Below are 15,015 nucleotides of genomic sequence, written 5' to 3'. Positions count from 1 at the left end.
AAGCGTTCCGCAGTTGTTATGGTTCGAATACCCAAAAGGACTGCAACCATGCCACAAGACCGTGCACATGATACTATCGTAGAAGAAAGCGAAAAACTGTCTTCTAAGCATATCTTTGAGGTCATTCGCCGCGAAGGGCAGGAAGAACTCGAACGCCCTAAAGCGTCTTTGTTCTGGTCAGGCATCGCCGCGGGGATGATGATTTCACTATCAGTCTTGGGAGAAGCGATCTTTCGGACATACCTGCCCGATACGCCGTGGCGCTATTTGCTAGAGAACCTTGGATACAGTCTTGGGTTTATCGTTGTGATCCTTGGTAGCATGCAGCTGTTCACGGAAAATACCATCACCACAGTGTTGCCTGTGATGCGTGATCCCTCTGCTTCGATGTTTCAGCAAGTCGGGATACTCTGGTTCATTGTTCTATTTGCAAATGTGGTCGGTGCCTTTATCGCGGCGGCCGCCTTTGCTTACGGATTATTCATCCCCGCTGAGCTGCTTCCTGCGATCACTGAATTGTCCGAACACGCAACTGGCTTTGCCGCAAGCGAGGCATTCCAGCGTGCAATCCCTGCTGGGGTGATCATTGCCGCGATTGTCTGGATGCTGCCAAAGTCTGAAGGGTTCGAGCTATTCCTAATCATGATCTTTACATGGTTGATCGCCGCCGGTGATTTCACCCACATCGTGGCCGGCAGCGTCGAAATGGCATTTCTGATAGTGCAAGGGGCCCTAACCCTTGATGTGGCAATGTGGAATTTCTTTCTGCCTGTACTGGCCGGCAACATCCTTGGCGGCACGGTCATCTTTGCGTTGTTGTCGTTTGGACAGGTCCGGCATGAATTGCCCACTAAAAAATAATGGAACCAATTTGGATCAGGGTCGTTGTGTAGGTGAAGACAGCGGAACAATCGGAGGAAAGACAAATGGAATATGCTGGTTTAGGCGGTCTGATACTTTTGGCGCTCAACATCTGGGCAATTATCTCGATCTTTGGGTCGGGTGTGTCAACAGGAAGTAAAGTGCTTTGGACGCTGCTTGTTCTGGTGCTGCCGCTGATTGGTTTCATCATCTGGCTTGTTGCAGGGCCGCGCGGCGCAACAGCGACTGGATGATAGTATTCAATGGCGTCCTCATATCTGGGGCGCCATTTTCTCTTATGCCACAGCCATCCAAATCACCCGCATTAGAAACCGTAAGACCGGAGGACCGGCGTAGACTGATCGCAAATGAGCAGGTGTGCATTGGGTGGATACAGGTCGGCCTGGCCTTCTTAGCCGTGGCGCTGGGTACAAAGGCGGCGTTTGGACTTGATCAAACCCCATTTTTTGCGACGGCGGGTGCGCTGCTCTTCGTTGTCGCATCAGTCTTGATGTTCGTGCAGACCTCAAGGCGCGCGCTTTCGGTGCAAAGTTGGATCATTGATAACAACATTTTGGGCCCATCGTGTCGGGGCATATTTGTGATCGCGGCATCACTCACGGTTGGCGCGGTTTCCACGGGCATCCTTTTTTGGCTATTCTAGCTGAAAAAAAGCGCGCTAAAGATAGCGCGCTGATTTTTTATTCTGAAAAGTAGGCTGCTGGACTTTCTGCCGTGGGGTTATCGGCCTGATAGGCGGTCCAGATCGTGAAGCCCGCAAACAAGACTGCGGCCCATACAAGCGCAAATACGATACCAATCAATGGACCGCGATGGCGTCGCGCTTGTTTTTCGAGATTTGTGTTCGAAGCTGACATAGTCATCCCTTTCATTTTAGGTCCTTGGTGACTTAACACCCCAACTGCGCAAAAGTTCCATCCGCGCGGAACGAATACCCACTTCGGATGTTCATCTGTGAGGGAGATCAAAGAATGCGATCAACGATTAACACGCTGTGCCTTGCTGTATTAACGATCATTGCTGTCTTCATAGTGCTACATCAGGCGAAAGCGCTGTTTGCGCCGCTCTTGGCGGCCATTTTGCTTGGCGTTGTCCTCACACCACTGTCGGAGCTTTGGGAGAAACTGCGCATCCCTGACGCGATAGCCGCTTTTTTATCAGTGCTGCTTGCGCTTGCATCAATCTTTTTCATCATTCTTTTGTTAGAGCCCTATATTTCACAGGCCATCAGCCAAGGACCGATCATTCAGGCCGAGTTGCGCGAGACCGTGAAAGAGGCCCAAAGGTTGTTGCGGGGTCTAGAGGAGATTTCTGACGATGTCGTTGCGGCAATCGAACCCTCCGGTGCGGCAAATGAGGGGTCGGGCGAAGGGGTGACGTTGCCATCGCTTACCGATGCCTTGTTCTATGCCCCGCAGTTTGCGGCGCAATTTCTGATCTTCACTGGCACGCTCTACTTCTTTTTGCTGGCTAGAAACGCGGTCTATGACTGGCTAAGCGCGACCACGGCACCGATCGGGCAAAGCGACCTGCGCCGTGCCGCAGCACAGGTGTCACGCTATGTTTTGACGATTTCAGCCATCAATTTCAGTTTTGGCGCAATTGTTGCCGTGGCCATGTACTGGATCGGCATGCCATCCCCGATTGTTTGGGGGCTCTTGGCCTGTCTTTTGAATTTCGTTTTGTATCTTGGCCCGGTGGCCTTGATCGCGATGCTGACTGTCACCGGTATTGTCGTCTTTGATGGCGCGGCCAGTTTCCTGCCGCCCGCAGCCTATATCGCAATGAACGCTGTCGAAGCGCAGTTTGTCACGCCGACGCTGGTGGGCAAAAGCCTGTCGGTGAACCCGCTGTTGGTGTTTGTGTCTTTGGTGTTCTGGTTGTGGCTGTGGGGGCCAATCGGCGGTATCATCGCGATCCCGCTATTGATCTGGACGCTGACGGTCATTCAGGGTTTCAGCGATCAGGTCATTTCAGACGGAACACCGGGCAAGATCTGAGCATCTTCACGCGCGGGCCCGATTTTGTAAGGCAAAACAAAACCCTTGCGTTTTTCCGGTGCAAGCTGGGCGTTTTCCGCCGCGCGTGCGGCCCACGTATCGCAGGCTGTTTGTGGTTGGTAAAACGCGTCTTCCGCGTCCCGCCCAAGCCAGTGTTCAAAACAACGCCGCTTTAGCTGCGCAACTTCTGCCTTTGACTGCGTCTTGATCCCGGCCTCTGTGTCCCAGTTCATGCTGCGTCCGTTCAGGTTAGCGGATGAAACAATGCCCAGGCTGTCGTCAAAGATAGACACTTTGGCATGCAGATAGACCAAAGGTGCCCCGAAATGTGCATCCCTACCCTTCGACGATAATGGCTTTGGTTGTGCAGGTGAGCCGATAAATGCCCTGTCTCCGAAACTGTCGTAGATCAGATCAATGCATTTGACCTGAATATATTCGCCGTAGGCTGCATCAGGGCCCCAGTCGTCAGTAAATGCGATATCCTCTGGGGCCGCGGGCAGCATCATAACAAGCGACAAACCGGGCTGCTGTGTCGCCCGCAGCGCAAGGGCGCGCGCGATAGGCTCATCGCGGAAAAACTGCGTTTCGAAATAGATAAACTGATCTGCCTTCTTGATCGCAGCCAGATGTGCATCAGCAATTTCTGACACCACCGGGATGGGCGACATAAAGGGCAATGCGATTTTGCGTTTCGCCGATATCGTGCGCAAAAGCGCATTGGTGTGACCTGCATCTTTCCCTGAAAAAACGCCTTCCATGTCTAGCAAATGCTGGCGTGCTTCTGCTGCCGCCTCTCCGCTGACAACGACCTGCACATCGTGCCAGGTGTCAACGCCCTCGCGGTTATGACGCGGGGTATCATAGCGGCGGTCGTTCACATCCAAACCACCGATATAAAGCGTCTGCGCATCAAACACCGCCAGCTTTTGGTGGTGCGTCACAGGGACCAGCGGGGGTGGCGGAAATTTACGAGGCGACAATGTATCGCCACGCCGCACAGCGAGGTCCTTTAGATAAGGTGTTTCATCAAGATGGGTGCCTACGTCTTCTTCAACCTTGCGCAATTGTGCGCCGACCTCTTTGAAGGATCGCGGCCACAATAGCGTGCGCGGCAACAGACCAACCCGTGCTGGATGCATCGCGACCCGCGCATTCAGGTTCTTGGGATGGTTTGAAGCCTCTGAAGCTGCGATCAACGCGCGCAGGCATTGCCACGCGTAACGGTGTTCTTGCATCCGCACGACAGGGTCGAAGTCCGTCAAGACCATGCGTATCGCCACACCACGGTTGAGCGTATGCACGATCAGATCAAACCACGTGTCCCCAATAGCGCGCGCCGCATCTGAACGCAGTTTGGTCCACGGATCAAAGATACGGAAACCCGCCACAACGTCCTTTTCGGCCGCCATGAAAGCGGATTCAAGCCTTGGGTACGCCTCTTGCGCGGTAACGAGGACTTCAAAATTGCGGGGATTGGTTTGGGTCAATAGTCCCGCGCCTCCGGTTGGAATTCTGCGGCATTGAAATGAAGTGTCAAAGAGTAACGGTCTGGCGACTTTTCAATGTCGATTTTGCCGCCAAGCTGCATGGCAAAAGCATTCATCAGTTGGCTGCCTAAACCGGTGCTTTCCTGATCTTGGGTCGGACCGACAGAGTTTGTCATAACGAGCAGGCAAGCCGTGCCATCCTGTTTTAGTCGTACGTCGAACATGCCAGCCTTGTCTGACTGGTCACCAATGTACTTCATCGCATTTGTCGCAGCCTCAGCCACAACAAGCGATAGCGGCACCGCTTGGTCAGGGTAGAGCATGACGGGATCTATTTGCATCTGAAGATCCAGCTTGCGTCCCTCGCCTATGATAAGTTCGGTAGATTTTTCAACGATCTCGGTGACAAGATTGCCTACGTTCACGCGCCCAGCATCCTGCGATTGGTAAAGGTCGCGGTGGATGGTCGCCAAACTTAAAACACGGTCCTGAACACGGCGTAAGACGGCTTTGGTCTCATCCGCTTTGGCGCTGCGTATTTGCATGTTCATGATGGATGAAATTAGTTGCAGGTTGTTTTTGACACGGTGATGAATTTCTTTAACCAAGACGCCTTTTTCGCGCACCACGTCCTCCATCACCGCCTCGTCGCGCAGGACTTCTTCGCTCATGCGGGCGAAATTTTCCTCCAGTCGTTCAATCTCGATTGGCGCCAGTGGGTTGGGTTCATAGACATGATGCATACTGCGGTCATCAGCAAACGCATCCATTTTGCGGCGCATGCGGGTCAGGTGCCGGATCACCAATGTATTCATGGCCAACATTGCCACGCCCATACTGGCCAACCACATCAAAACGGGAAAGGACACGGCCAGCCATGTGTTCGTGTCACCCGTATCTGAGCGGGGTTCCCAAACGGCCATCACAGCAGCGGGGCTGCCATCGATTGTGACAATGCTATAGCGACGTTCAATACCCTGCATATTCAAGGTGCGAAATGTGCGCAGCTCGGCTGTCGATAGATCGTTCAATGGTATATTACGCGGGATCTCTTGCGCGGCACTTTCAAATGATATCCTGCTTGTCAGGATACGCCCGTTTTCGTTGAACGTAATCAAATCTACCAGCCCAAGTGCCTGCATACGGTCACTGATATCTGGCAGGTTGTCATGTGGAATTGAGATAGAAACGAAACCAGTGAATTCACCGTTCTGTGTGAACGGTTCAGACACGACGAACACCGCCTGATTGCTGGCTGGGGCGGCTTCATTCAGAATGATTGTGGCCTGTTGGTCGGCCATGGCGGCATCGAAATTGGGCGCGTCTCTGAAGTCCAGCTCCTGCGCCACGGAAGAGCATGTGACAATACCCGAAAGCGGCAGGACGCCGATAAAACTGTAATCCGGGTTTGCATCAACAAAGCGTGACAGGTTTGGGGCACAGGCCTCGGGGTTGTTCAACAAATCCGGGGCAACGGTACCAAACAACCTTGCTGCACCAACTGCGCGCTCGATCAACAGCTGTTCTGTGCGCGCAGCCCGCTCCGTCAGGCCCAGCAGTGATGCAGCCACTGTGCGGTCCGCTTCAACCGCAATCCTTTGCGTCTGATAAAGCGCGACCAGACTAATCGGCAACAGGGCTAGCGTAAGCAGTGCCACGAGTTGCACACTAAGACGGCGATACCACTGTCCACCTGTCATGACGGCAAATTGGGACTACCGACCACTGCCATTGTGGCGCTATCGGTCAGTTCAAGAGCCTCATCATCATCCAGCTGCAGGATTTCGGTTAGCTTGGCGCGCGCACGGTTCACGCGGCTTTTCATGGTGCCAGTGGCGACGCCACACATCTCGGCGGCATCGTCATATGAAAAACCGGACGCACCAACCAAGATTAGGGCCTCGCGATGCTCGTCCGCCAGTTGTTCAAAAGCGACTTTAAAGTCCATCATCTGCAACCGTCCATCATGATCGGGTTTAACCGATAACGTGTCAGAAAAAGCGTTGTCCACATCGGCAACTTCACGGTTCAGCTTGCGACGGGACGAATAATAATTGTTGCGCAGGATGGTAAACAACCAGGCACGCATGTTTGTGCCAGCCTCGAATTTATCCATATTTGTCCATGCTTTCAGGACTGCATCCTGCATCATATCATCTGCTGTGGCGCGGTTGCGGGTCAGACTAAGCGCAAAGGCGCGTAGGGCCGGCAAATGCGTTACCAGCTCATCTTTGGGATCTGGATGACTCATTTTTTGCCTTTTAACTCTTCGTCCTGGGCGCGCAGCACCGACAAGAGGTCTATGATCTCGGTCGGCATATCGTCATTCTCCAGATCCGAAAAAACTTTTTTCAGATTCTGGTCAATGTATCTGTCGATCTTGTCCTGCTTTGGGTCTTCTTTACTTGCCATCGCTTTTTGTTGCCTCATCTAAGAAAATCATAACCTTACGGGAACCAACCGATAAGATCCGCGTTGGTTCCAAGATTAATCCAAAAAAGGTCAAAAAAATGAACGACACGGCACCGGAGCAAAATTTTTCCGATCTGATCGCGGCTGAGCTGCCTTATTTGCGGCGATATGCCCGTGCGTTGACAGGGTCACAGTCACGTGGTGACAAATACACCGTCGCGACGCTTGAAGTCATCCTGAAAGACAGAAGTGACTTTGAAAACGAAAATACGATGAAGGTGAATCTCTTCCGGTGTTTTCACGCGATCTGGTCGACATCCGGCCAGATGTTCCATGATGACGGGGATGGTCCGCGCGCGCGGGCGCACGGGTTGCTTGCGAAGTTGACAGCCAATTCACGCGAGGCGTTGTTGCTGCGCACCATCGAAGAATTCAGCATTAACAAGATTGCAGTCATCATGGATATTGATGAAGACGAAGTGCGTCGCTTGATTGGCGTGGCCAATAGTGAGCTTTCCGCCAGTGTGCAGGGCCGCGTCATGATTATCGAAGACGAACCGATCATTGCTGCCGATATCACCGACATTGTTACTTCATTAGGTCACGAGGTGACAGGTGTTGCGCGTACCCATGCCGAAGCTGTGGAGCTGGGCAAAAATGAACCCGTTGATCTGATCCTTGCTGACATCCAACTGGCTGATAACTCATCGGGTATTGACGCGGTGAACGATCTTTTGAAAACCATGGATGTGCCCGTGATCTTTATCACGGCCTTCCCGGAGCGGCTTTTGACAGGTGATCGACCCGAACCAGCCTTCTTGATCTCAAAACCTTTCCAAGAGGCGCAGGTTCAGTCGGCGGTTAGTCAGGCAATGTTCTTTGCCTCAACGGCCACGCTAAAAGCTTAAGATGATGGATATGAAATCGTATCAGGCAGATCATGTGCCTGATACGACCCCGGTCTTGCGGGGGCTAACCGATATCATCGATCAGGTGATCGATCTTGCCGAGGCAGAGAAGATATCGCTACGCGAAGTCTTGCACACAATCGGTGATGCAAGTTTCGCACCAATCCTTTTGTTGCCCGCACTGGCGGTCGCAACACCGCTCAGCGGTATCCCGTTGTTTTCGACCACAATGGGCGTACTGATTTTCTTGATTGCAGGTCAAATGCTGTTACGGCGCGAAAATCTATGGTTACCGCGTTCGATTTTGCGCCGCGAGGTCAGAGGCAAACTGGTGCGTGACGGTTTCAACAAGTTGTACCCCGTCGCCCGCTGGATCGATGCACGGACAGAACGGCGCATGCGTGTCGTCGCGCGTCGCCCTTTGGTTTTTATACCACAGCTTCTGTGTCTGCTGTCGGGTATCATCATGCCAATACTGGAATTTGTGCCATTTACGTCGTCGATTTTGGGGGTTGGTGTCGCCATACTTGCATTGGGCATGTTGACGCGTGACGGTCTGCTAACAATGATCGGGATGATCCCTTACGGCATTGTTGGCTGGCTTATTACCACAACCGTCGCGTAAAAAGCCCCCGCCATTTCTGGCAGGGGCTTCTATTTTACTCTACAACAAGTGCTTTCAACATCCAGGCTGCTTGTTCGTGGAACGCCGAACGCGCGGTTGCCAAATCCTCGGTGACGGGGTCGTTGCTGTCGCCCGCTATCGTGATCAAAGCATGCAAACGGTGCGCGATCCGTTCGTGATCGGCGGCTAGTGCCTTGCACATATCCCCCGCTGAAATTTTCTCTGGGCTGTCATCAACGACGGACCGGTCGCGGATATCGCGCATCGCCATCGGTGCCATTTGGCCCACCGCGCGAATGCGTTCGGCCAGTTCATCGGCGGCTGCGAACATGTCCTCGTACTGTCCTTCGGTCAGATTGTGAATCGAATAAAACAGCGGACCTTCGACATTCCAGTGGTAGGCATGTGTCTTGTAGGTCAGCATGTAGGTGTCAGCTAAAACATCTGCCAAGCCTTCAGCGATTGTGTCAGGCTGGCGCACGCCTGTTGAAATGTCGCGAGGTTCAGCAACTACATTGAGAGGCTGTGTCATACTTCAATCTCCTTTTTCTGATTTCGTTCGTCATTAACGCCGCACAGCGCGTATGATCAGCGTCAGCACGAACAGGACGACGAAGATGAAGAAAAGAATTTGGGCGATGCCTGCCGACGCAGACGCGATACCGCCAAATCCAAATACGGCCGCGATGATGGCAACCAATAAAAATGCGATCGCATAGTATAGCATGGTAAGCTCCTTTATTCTCGTATCGCGCAGATCATGCTGCGCAGATTTCAAGAAGCTAACGAACAAATTGAATTTTGGTTCCATCTTCGGCGACGAAACGATTTGCCGATCTACGCGTTGGGACGTCAACAGGAAAGCTATGACAAAGGGGACACCGTTATGACGATGCACCAAAGGCTTGCTCGCGACTGTGGCTATCCATGGGCCCGGCGGCGGGGGCGATGCTACGTTGCCAGCGACGCCCCAGGGTCGGGTTCAGGCGTGCCCTGCGCCATCGCGGCCAGCACCATATCCGACGTGAAAGGCAGCTCAATAAAAGCTGCAGGAAAATCAAAATCAAAGGGGCCGCCAATGACCACGATATGCGCTTTACGAATGGCTGCGACCCGTACGACACGCCTGAGGTCATCGTCATCTGCCACAAGTGTGCCCTTCACAATCATTGTGCATTCAGGGCCGCAGCTGTGAGTAGCAAGGCCAATATCAGCCAAGGATGCGCCCGTGGTGATTTGCGCTTGGGGAAACTGACTGGTCAGCAACCCCTCTACATCCATCGCGACGATCGGGTCAGGTTCGATAATGATGAAGTTTTTAGTCACGTTTACCCCCACGGATACGTTCAAATACATGACCAGAAAAAAACGTGCATTAATCTATGACATAAGGAGGGAAGAAAAAATTGGCGACCAAGTGTAAACATTGTCCCCTGCGCGGGCGCGACCATTTCGTACCGATGTCGCAGGAAGAAGTGAACGTTATGCAGCGGTTCAAAGTTGGCGAGCTTATCGTCGATGCCGGCGCGCCCATTCTTATGCAAGGCTCCAACAGTCCTCAGTTGTTCACTGCACTGCACGGTATGGGTCTGCGCTACAAATATTTGGAAAACGGTAAACGTCAGGTTGTGAACTTTATCCTGCCCGGCGATTTCATTGGTCTGCAAGCCGGGGTTATGGGTGAAATGGGCCATTCGGTTGAAGCCACGACAAAGATGACGTTGTGCGTCTTTAACCGGTCGGCGATCTGGAGCTTCTTTAAGGACAACCCCGAGCGGGCGTTCGCCGTCACATGGCTTGCCGCCGTCGAAGAACATTTTCTGGGCAATGCACTGGCAACACTTGGTCAACGCAACGCGCTACAATCGGTGGCTTGGGCGCTTGCAAAGGTGTATTTGCGTGGTGAACAATTGAACATGGTGTCCAACGGCCAGATGCCGCTGCCTTTCCGGCAACAGGATCTTGCGGACGCGCTGGGGCTGTCGCTTGTTCATACCAACAAAACACTTGCAAGACTGCGCAATCGCCAACTGGCGCAGTGGTCCGATGGTGTCCTCAGCATCGCTGACATTGATAAAGTGGCCGATATTGCGATGATGGATGAAACCAGTGTCCCGCAACGGCCCATACTGTAGACTTTCGATTTTTGCAGAAACTTTGGAACGGATCTGCGGATCTTTTGTTGTCTTCATGTAACCTCAATGAAGGAATGAAAGCATGAAAATCGCATCAATTCTCGCAATCGTTATTGCAGCAATCGCAATTGGTTTTGGCATCTACATGGTCGATATTGACCAGACACAAGAGGCAAGCCTGCCCGACGTGGATGTCAGCGTAGAAGGCGGCAGCCTGCCCGAATTCAGCGCTGACGTCGGTGACATCGAAACAGGCACCGAAGAGATCACTTTGGAAGTGCCAACGATCGAATTCGAAAGCCCTGAAGAAGACGATAGCTAAAATTCAGATCAATGCCCCCGGCTGCGGCGTCGGGGGATTTGAACGCGAAGAAAGGAAATTCAGCATGACAAAGAGTGCAGCAATTGAAAAAGATCTCGACGCCGGAAAAGACAGCGTCGCGTCTGATGTGAAAAAACGCGCAGCCAAGACAGTCGAAAAAGGCGTCGATGCCGCGCAAGAAACATTCGAGCAGGTCGCGTTCCAAGCAGAGCTTGCGACGGAACAAGCGAGCGAAGAACTGCGTAAAGTGGCCGAAACGGGCACAAAGTTTGTACGCGAAAATCCCGGCACAGCCATCGTCGGCGCGTTGGGTGTCGGTATCCTTTTGGGTCTTGCCTTGCGCGGTCGCGACTAATCAATCATCACGTCCGTAAAAAGGCCCGCCGCACTGATGCGGCGGGCCTTTTTTATGCCGCAGCGTCCTGACTGATCGTGACAGTAAGCTGACCGTCGGCCGCGCGTGTGACGGTGAATGCCTCAGGCGGGCTTTCCCCAAACGCATCTGCAAACATCTTGATCAGGACTGTTTTGACATGCGTGAACTGGTCGTCCAGCAGCACATCGGCCACATGGCCTATGTCTGCCACCTGCGCGCGCACTGCGTGATCTCGCAGCTCGCTCATCCAGACGCCGTCTTGTTGTTCATGCACGGCAGGCTTTGCGCCGCCAAAACGTGCATTAAATAGCGCGGCAATCATACTAAGTGAAAACGTATTCCCGAACGGCCCAACGAATGTGCTGGGCAGATCTGCAGGGTCTACGGGCACCGACGCACGGTTCATCGATGCGTCATGGCGCGCAAGAATGTCGTCTGCATGGGCTGTCGCTGTGATGCACCCGTCGTTGAACGCCAGCACATGCGGGCTAAACAAAACCGGTGCTGTCCCCCTGGGCGTGGTTACATCGATCAGGACAAAACCGACCTCTTTCAACGACATGTCAAAAAGCACGTCAGTGATTTGTCCCGTGATGTCTTTTGCTGTCGCGTGGCGCAGTTTCAGCCCGATCAGGTCTGTGGTTTTCATTGCTACGTCTCCTCTTGGTCGCAATCAAAATGGGCCCACCGGCGACGGAAGGCCCATTTGACTAGGCAGTCTTTTCGAAATGAAGGATGTGATGCACACCGACGTCAGGCGGTGGCGCGTCCTCGATCAGGTTGGCACGCATCAGACGCAGCCCCACCAGAATCGCGTTGGCCTCAGAGGCCCAGACCGCTGCTTCCTGCGGGGAAAAGCGCAGCAAACGAATATTGGGATCGTCGCGCCCGTCCTCAAACCAAGCTGCCGCAAACGGGCTCCAAAGCGCATCTAGCTTGGCGTCATCCTGCACGAATTCCATGTGACCGCGGATACTGGCGTGATAGTCTTGCTTGGTTGTCGCAAGGGTCATTTGGCCCTGTACACCACTGCCAACAGCCGTCGCGAGGTCGGTATCGGAAGATGTGATAAACCAGATGGCGTTTGCATCTTTGTCAGCAAAATGCGTCATCGGTTGCGGATGTTGCCCGCTTTCGGGCGCCCACAGCATAACGATACGCGACCGGTCCAACTGTTTCCACAGCTGGCCGGTCGCATCTTGGGTCGTTTCGGTTTGGCGGGCCATATCAGCGCTTGTTGACCCACTCATCAAGTTCCTTTTGGACCTCGAGCTTTGCCTTACCGTATTTTTCACTGATCAAACCAACAAGCTGTTCACGCTCGCCTTTCGCCTGTTCAATCTCATCGTCGGTCAGTTCGCCGTATTCCGCGCGCAACTCACCCTTCATCTGTGTCCAGTTTCCTTTGATCTGTTCCCAGTTCATAGCAATCTCCTTTTTCTCATACGGTGTCTGTGGTGGACGCGGTGGCAGGGGGACACCGGATACCCTTGCCCTACTCGTCAAAACTGTATCAAGCGGCTTGCGAGCCGGGTTCGCCTATGTCCAACCGCGCGAATTCTTCGCGCAGGACCGCCACATTCCTTTTGTGGCTCTTGAACGCAAAATCGAACAAATCACCGACAAGCGGGATAGACCCCACCGCCAGATCAAGGCCTGTGTTCCAGACCATCCGCCCCAGCGCGCGCTTGCGGATACCGTGGCGGTAGCCCGCGTTGATCATCACCGCGGCTGGTACGATGGTCACCGCGTCGCCCACGCCCGGCACAAGGCCCAGAATGGAATCCCAACCAACGGGAAAGCCAAAGACGGTGAACTTGCTGTCCAACGCCTCTGACCATCTTTCGAATTTCGCCAGCTCGGTCGACATATCAACGGCGGGCGATGATGTAGACGGCGTGCACAATGCCGGGGATATAGCCCAGCAGGGTAAGCAGGATGTTGAGCAAGAACTGACGCGAAATGCCAACTTCTAACAATACACCCAGTGGCGGCAAGATAACCGCAAAGATAATACGGATGAGGTCCATCAAGATGGCTCCTTGAATTGTACGTCGTGTTGTCCGACTAACCCCCAGCCCGTCATATGGTTCCATCGGTGTGGCTGAATATTAATGACGGGAACGATTTGGCGGGTGGCGTGTTGGTTTGCGGACAACAGACACGGAAAGGAGATGCCACATGTCCAATGCATCCGACCTGAATGACACAGCACGTGCACACGTCGAAGACATCGGCGCGCAGGCCAAAGCAGCCGCCACACAAGAGGCTGTTTCGCAAGCCGATAAGGTAAAACAAGCGACCGCAAGTCAGGTTCAGCAGGCCGCCGACGCAGCAGACGCCGCCGCCAGCCAGCTTAACCCAGCTTCGCCACAGGCCGAAGCGATGAAGCAGGTTGCCGACCACATCGAAGGTGTCGCATCGCAATTGCGCCAAGCAGACGTACGCGAACTCGCATCGCAGGTCACAGATGTGGCCCGCAGCAATCCGATGCTATTCATCGGTGGTGCCGCAATCGCAGGCTTTGCCGCTGCCCGTTTTTTGAAAGCACGCGACCCGCAACCGCACAGTGGCGCAGACAGTGATCCATGGGCGTCATCGCGCGGCTACGCACCGGACAAGACCAACCATCGTACAGTGATGGCTGATATCAACGGAGGCCGCAGCGATGTCTAAACATACGATTCAAGAGGCCCCATCGCTTTTGGTGGACACGCTGCGCCAATTCACGTCGCTTGTGCAGGGCGAGGTGAAACTGGCCAAGGCTGAAATGTCCCGTATCGTCACCCGCGCCGGTATCGGCATCGCGTTTCTTGCGGTTGCATTTCTGTTGGCGCTTGTGTCCCTCAATGTTCTCGCATCTGCCGCTGTCGCGTATATCGCGGCCAACGGTCTGTCAGTCGGCACCGCCGCATTGATCGTGGGCGGGATTCTGATCGTCGCAGCAACCGGTTTTGCCTTGGCGGGCAAGTCGCGCCTTAGCGCTGACGCCCTGACGCCGGACAAAACAGCGGACAGCATTCGCGACGACATCACAGCAATCAGGGAGGCATCCAATGTCTGACATCAAACATATTTCCCAACGTGTCGAAGCAGACCGCGCACAGCTTGCATCATCGCTCGACGCGCTGACCGACACCGTTCAACCACAAAAGCTGGCGCATGACTTTACGGCGGCGGCCAATGACATAGGCCGGGATCTTGCGCAAAAAGCGTGGGGGACGCTACGCGATAATCCCGCAGGCGGGCTGCTTGTGACCATCGGTCTTGGGCTTTTGGCCAGCGGCCAACAGCGCCGCCCGGCACCGTCCGTGCGGCCAACATCCGTCGCCGTAGAACCGGACGCCGCAATGACGGGTTTTGATGCCCGCGTCGCCGAAGCAGACGCACAGTTGCGCGCCGAAATGACTGGTGAGATGGAACAGCGCCCGGAAGCATCACGCCTGAAGGCTGCGTTGAACACAGGGTTGGATCAACTATCGCCGCAAGCGCGCCAACGGGTCGTCAAGGCGCGTCAGGCGGTCGTGTCAGCACAAGAAACGATCGAGCGTAAATCACGCAAAGCTGTACGCAAAACAAAGGGTTTTGCCTATGAACAGCCGCTCGCCGCAGGCGCGCTTGCCTTGGGCTTTGGTGTCTTGGCAGGCACGCTCTTGCCCGGCACGCGCCGCGAAGACGCACTTTTGGGGCGCCGCCGCGATGCGTTGATGGCAGACGCCCGCAACGCGCTGGAAGAGGAAATGCTGAAAGCGAAGGTAAAGGCCGAAAGCACAATCGCCAATAAAACAGGTGTCGACGTGGGTGAGCGTCGCGCTTAGGACTAGACAATCAAGTAAAAAAAAGGGGCGGCATCCAGTGCCGCCCT

At 54.1% G+C, this 15,015-nt stretch carries 24 protein-coding genes; 11 read left to right on the top strand and 13 right to left on the bottom strand.

Features of this window, described 5'->3' with window-relative positions; genetic code table 11:
- Positions 1 to 48 precede the first annotated feature (48 nt).
- Together BC777_RS17375 and BC777_RS17370 are read left to right on the top strand one after the other, a co-directional pair.
- Positions 49 to 861, top strand: coding sequence for a formate/nitrite transporter family protein (locus BC777_RS17375; protein WP_245834456.1), 813 nt, complete (start codon positions 49 to 51; stop codon positions 859 to 861).
- A 65-nt stretch (positions 862 to 926) separates the two neighbouring features.
- Complete coding sequence (locus BC777_RS17370) at positions 927 to 1,115, top strand: PLDc N-terminal domain-containing protein (protein WP_100369484.1); 189 nt, start codon at positions 927 to 929, stop codon at positions 1,113 to 1,115.
- 447 nt (positions 1,116 to 1,562) lie between these two features.
- On the opposite strand, the gene BC777_RS17360 is transcribed toward BC777_RS17370, so the two are convergent.
- Positions 1,563 to 1,754, bottom strand: a complete 192-nt coding sequence (locus BC777_RS17360; protein ID WP_100369482.1) for a hypothetical protein — start codon at positions 1,752 to 1,754, stop codon at positions 1,563 to 1,565.
- Between the two features lie 99 nt (positions 1,755 to 1,853).
- Here BC777_RS17360 and BC777_RS17355 point away from each other — a divergent pair, with 99 nt between their 5' ends.
- Entirely contained in the window at positions 1,854 to 2,882 is a 1,029-nt protein-coding gene (locus tag BC777_RS17355) for an AI-2E family transporter (RefSeq protein ID WP_168769208.1), read from the top strand.
- On the opposite strand, the gene BC777_RS17350 is transcribed toward BC777_RS17355, so the two are convergent.
- From BC777_RS17350 to BC777_RS17335, 4 genes are all read right to left on the bottom strand, one after another.
- Positions 2,846 to 4,294, bottom strand: coding sequence for a phospholipase D-like domain-containing protein (locus BC777_RS17350; protein WP_133122587.1), 1,449 nt, complete (start codon positions 4,292 to 4,294; stop codon positions 2,846 to 2,848). The genes BC777_RS17355 and BC777_RS17350 overlap by 37 nt on opposite strands.
- 74 nt (positions 4,295 to 4,368) lie before the next feature.
- Entirely contained in the window at positions 4,369 to 6,030 is a 1,662-nt protein-coding gene (locus BC777_RS17345; RefSeq protein WP_168769207.1) for a sensor histidine kinase, read from the bottom strand.
- A gap of 38 nt (positions 6,031 to 6,068) precedes the next feature.
- Positions 6,069 to 6,623, bottom strand: a complete 555-nt coding sequence (locus tag BC777_RS17340) for an RNA polymerase sigma factor (RefSeq protein WP_100369478.1) — start codon at positions 6,621 to 6,623, stop codon at positions 6,069 to 6,071.
- Entirely contained in the window at positions 6,620 to 6,802 is a 183-nt protein-coding gene (locus BC777_RS17335) for a hypothetical protein (RefSeq protein ID WP_100369477.1), read from the bottom strand. The genes BC777_RS17340 and BC777_RS17335 overlap by 4 nt, the downstream gene beginning before the upstream one ends.
- Before the next feature lie 80 nt (positions 6,803 to 6,882).
- Between BC777_RS17335 and BC777_RS17330 the strand changes: the two genes are divergently transcribed.
- Both BC777_RS17330 and BC777_RS17325 read left to right on the top strand, forming a co-directional pair.
- On the top strand, positions 6,883 to 7,692 hold the full coding sequence (locus BC777_RS17330) for a response regulator (protein WP_100369476.1): 810 nt from the start codon (positions 6,883 to 6,885) through the stop codon (positions 7,690 to 7,692).
- Between the two features lie 10 nt (positions 7,693 to 7,702).
- Entirely contained in the window at positions 7,703 to 8,317 is a 615-nt protein-coding gene (locus tag BC777_RS17325) for an exopolysaccharide biosynthesis protein (RefSeq protein ID WP_100369687.1), read from the top strand.
- A 34-nt stretch (positions 8,318 to 8,351) separates the two neighbouring features.
- Here the strand turns inward: BC777_RS17325 and BC777_RS17320 are convergent, their stop codons facing one another.
- The 3 genes from BC777_RS17320 to BC777_RS17310 all read right to left on the bottom strand — a co-directional run bounded on the left by BC777_RS17320 (position 8,352) and on the right by BC777_RS17310 (position 9,643).
- On the bottom strand, positions 8,352 to 8,849 hold the full coding sequence (locus BC777_RS17320; RefSeq protein WP_100369475.1) for a Dps family protein: 498 nt from the start codon (positions 8,847 to 8,849) through the stop codon (positions 8,352 to 8,354).
- Between the two features lie 33 nt (positions 8,850 to 8,882).
- Positions 8,883 to 9,044, bottom strand: a complete 162-nt coding sequence (locus tag BC777_RS17315) for a DUF1328 domain-containing protein (RefSeq protein ID WP_100369474.1) — start codon at positions 9,042 to 9,044, stop codon at positions 8,883 to 8,885.
- A 224-nt stretch (positions 9,045 to 9,268) separates the two neighbouring features.
- On the bottom strand, positions 9,269 to 9,643 hold the full coding sequence (locus BC777_RS17310) for a hypothetical protein (protein WP_133122586.1): 375 nt from the start codon (positions 9,641 to 9,643) through the stop codon (positions 9,269 to 9,271).
- Positions 9,644 to 9,723: 80 nt separating this feature from the next.
- Here BC777_RS17310 and BC777_RS17305 point away from each other — a divergent pair, with 80 nt between their 5' ends.
- From BC777_RS17305 to BC777_RS17295, 3 genes are all read left to right on the top strand, one after another.
- A complete protein-coding gene (locus tag BC777_RS17305) occupies positions 9,724 to 10,452 on the top strand; it encodes a Crp/Fnr family transcriptional regulator (protein ID WP_100369472.1) in 729 nt (242 codons plus the stop codon).
- A gap of 82 nt (positions 10,453 to 10,534) precedes the next feature.
- Positions 10,535 to 10,774, top strand: a complete 240-nt coding sequence (locus tag BC777_RS17300; RefSeq protein ID WP_100369471.1) for a hypothetical protein — start codon at positions 10,535 to 10,537, stop codon at positions 10,772 to 10,774.
- 64 nt (positions 10,775 to 10,838) lie between these two features.
- Positions 10,839 to 11,129 carry a synaptic vesicle glycoprotein gene (locus BC777_RS17295; protein WP_100369470.1) on the top strand — a complete coding sequence of 97 codons (291 nt, stop codon included), beginning with the start codon at positions 10,839 to 10,841 and terminating at the stop codon, positions 11,127 to 11,129.
- 52 nt (positions 11,130 to 11,181) lie between these two features.
- On the opposite strand, the gene BC777_RS17290 is transcribed toward BC777_RS17295, so the two are convergent.
- The 5 genes from BC777_RS17290 to BC777_RS17270 all read right to left on the bottom strand — a co-directional run bounded on the left by BC777_RS17290 (position 11,182) and on the right by BC777_RS17270 (position 13,180).
- Entirely contained in the window at positions 11,182 to 11,799 is a 618-nt protein-coding gene (locus BC777_RS17290; RefSeq protein ID WP_100369469.1) for a hypothetical protein, read from the bottom strand.
- A 61-nt stretch (positions 11,800 to 11,860) separates the two neighbouring features.
- The gene (locus BC777_RS17285; RefSeq protein ID WP_245834454.1) at positions 11,861 to 12,400 is read right to left on the bottom strand and encodes a pyridoxamine 5'-phosphate oxidase family protein; all 540 of its coding nucleotides are present in this window, start codon (positions 12,398 to 12,400) and stop codon (positions 11,861 to 11,863) included.
- Positions 12,378 to 12,575, bottom strand: a complete 198-nt coding sequence (locus BC777_RS17280; RefSeq protein ID WP_100369467.1) for a CsbD family protein — start codon at positions 12,573 to 12,575, stop codon at positions 12,378 to 12,380. Before BC777_RS17280 ends, BC777_RS17285 begins: the two co-directional genes overlap by 23 nt.
- A gap of 88 nt (positions 12,576 to 12,663) precedes the next feature.
- Complete coding sequence (locus BC777_RS17275; protein WP_100369466.1) at positions 12,664 to 13,020, bottom strand: DUF4112 domain-containing protein; 357 nt, start codon at positions 13,018 to 13,020, stop codon at positions 12,664 to 12,666.
- Position 13,021: 1 nt separating this feature from the next.
- Positions 13,022 to 13,180, bottom strand: coding sequence for a YqaE/Pmp3 family membrane protein (locus tag BC777_RS17270; RefSeq protein ID WP_100369465.1), 159 nt, complete (start codon positions 13,178 to 13,180; stop codon positions 13,022 to 13,024).
- A 151-nt stretch (positions 13,181 to 13,331) separates the two neighbouring features.
- Here BC777_RS17270 and BC777_RS17265 point away from each other — a divergent pair, with 151 nt between their 5' ends.
- The 3 genes from BC777_RS17265 to BC777_RS17255 are packed head-to-tail and all read left to right on the top strand — an operon-like array spanning position 13,332 to position 14,968.
- Complete coding sequence (locus tag BC777_RS17265; RefSeq protein WP_100369464.1) at positions 13,332 to 13,826, top strand: hypothetical protein; 495 nt, start codon at positions 13,332 to 13,334, stop codon at positions 13,824 to 13,826.
- Positions 13,819 to 14,214 (top strand): phage holin family protein, encoded by a 396-nt coding sequence (locus BC777_RS17260; protein WP_100369463.1) that lies wholly within the window; start codon positions 13,819 to 13,821, stop codon positions 14,212 to 14,214. The genes BC777_RS17265 and BC777_RS17260 overlap by 8 nt, the downstream gene beginning before the upstream one ends.
- Positions 14,207 to 14,968 carry a DUF3618 domain-containing protein gene (locus tag BC777_RS17255; RefSeq protein WP_100369462.1) on the top strand — a complete coding sequence of 254 codons (762 nt, stop codon included), beginning with the start codon at positions 14,207 to 14,209 and terminating at the stop codon, positions 14,966 to 14,968. Before BC777_RS17260 ends, BC777_RS17255 begins: the two co-directional genes overlap by 8 nt.
- Positions 14,969 to 15,015 lie beyond the last annotated feature (47 nt).

This window comes from Yoonia maricola (genome assembly GCF_002797915.1).
GTDB classification, from domain to species: Bacteria; Pseudomonadota; Alphaproteobacteria; order Rhodobacterales; family Rhodobacteraceae; genus Yoonia; species Yoonia maricola.
Note: the sequence above shows the minus strand (reverse complement) of the source record. Positions and strands in the feature narration are given on the sequence as shown.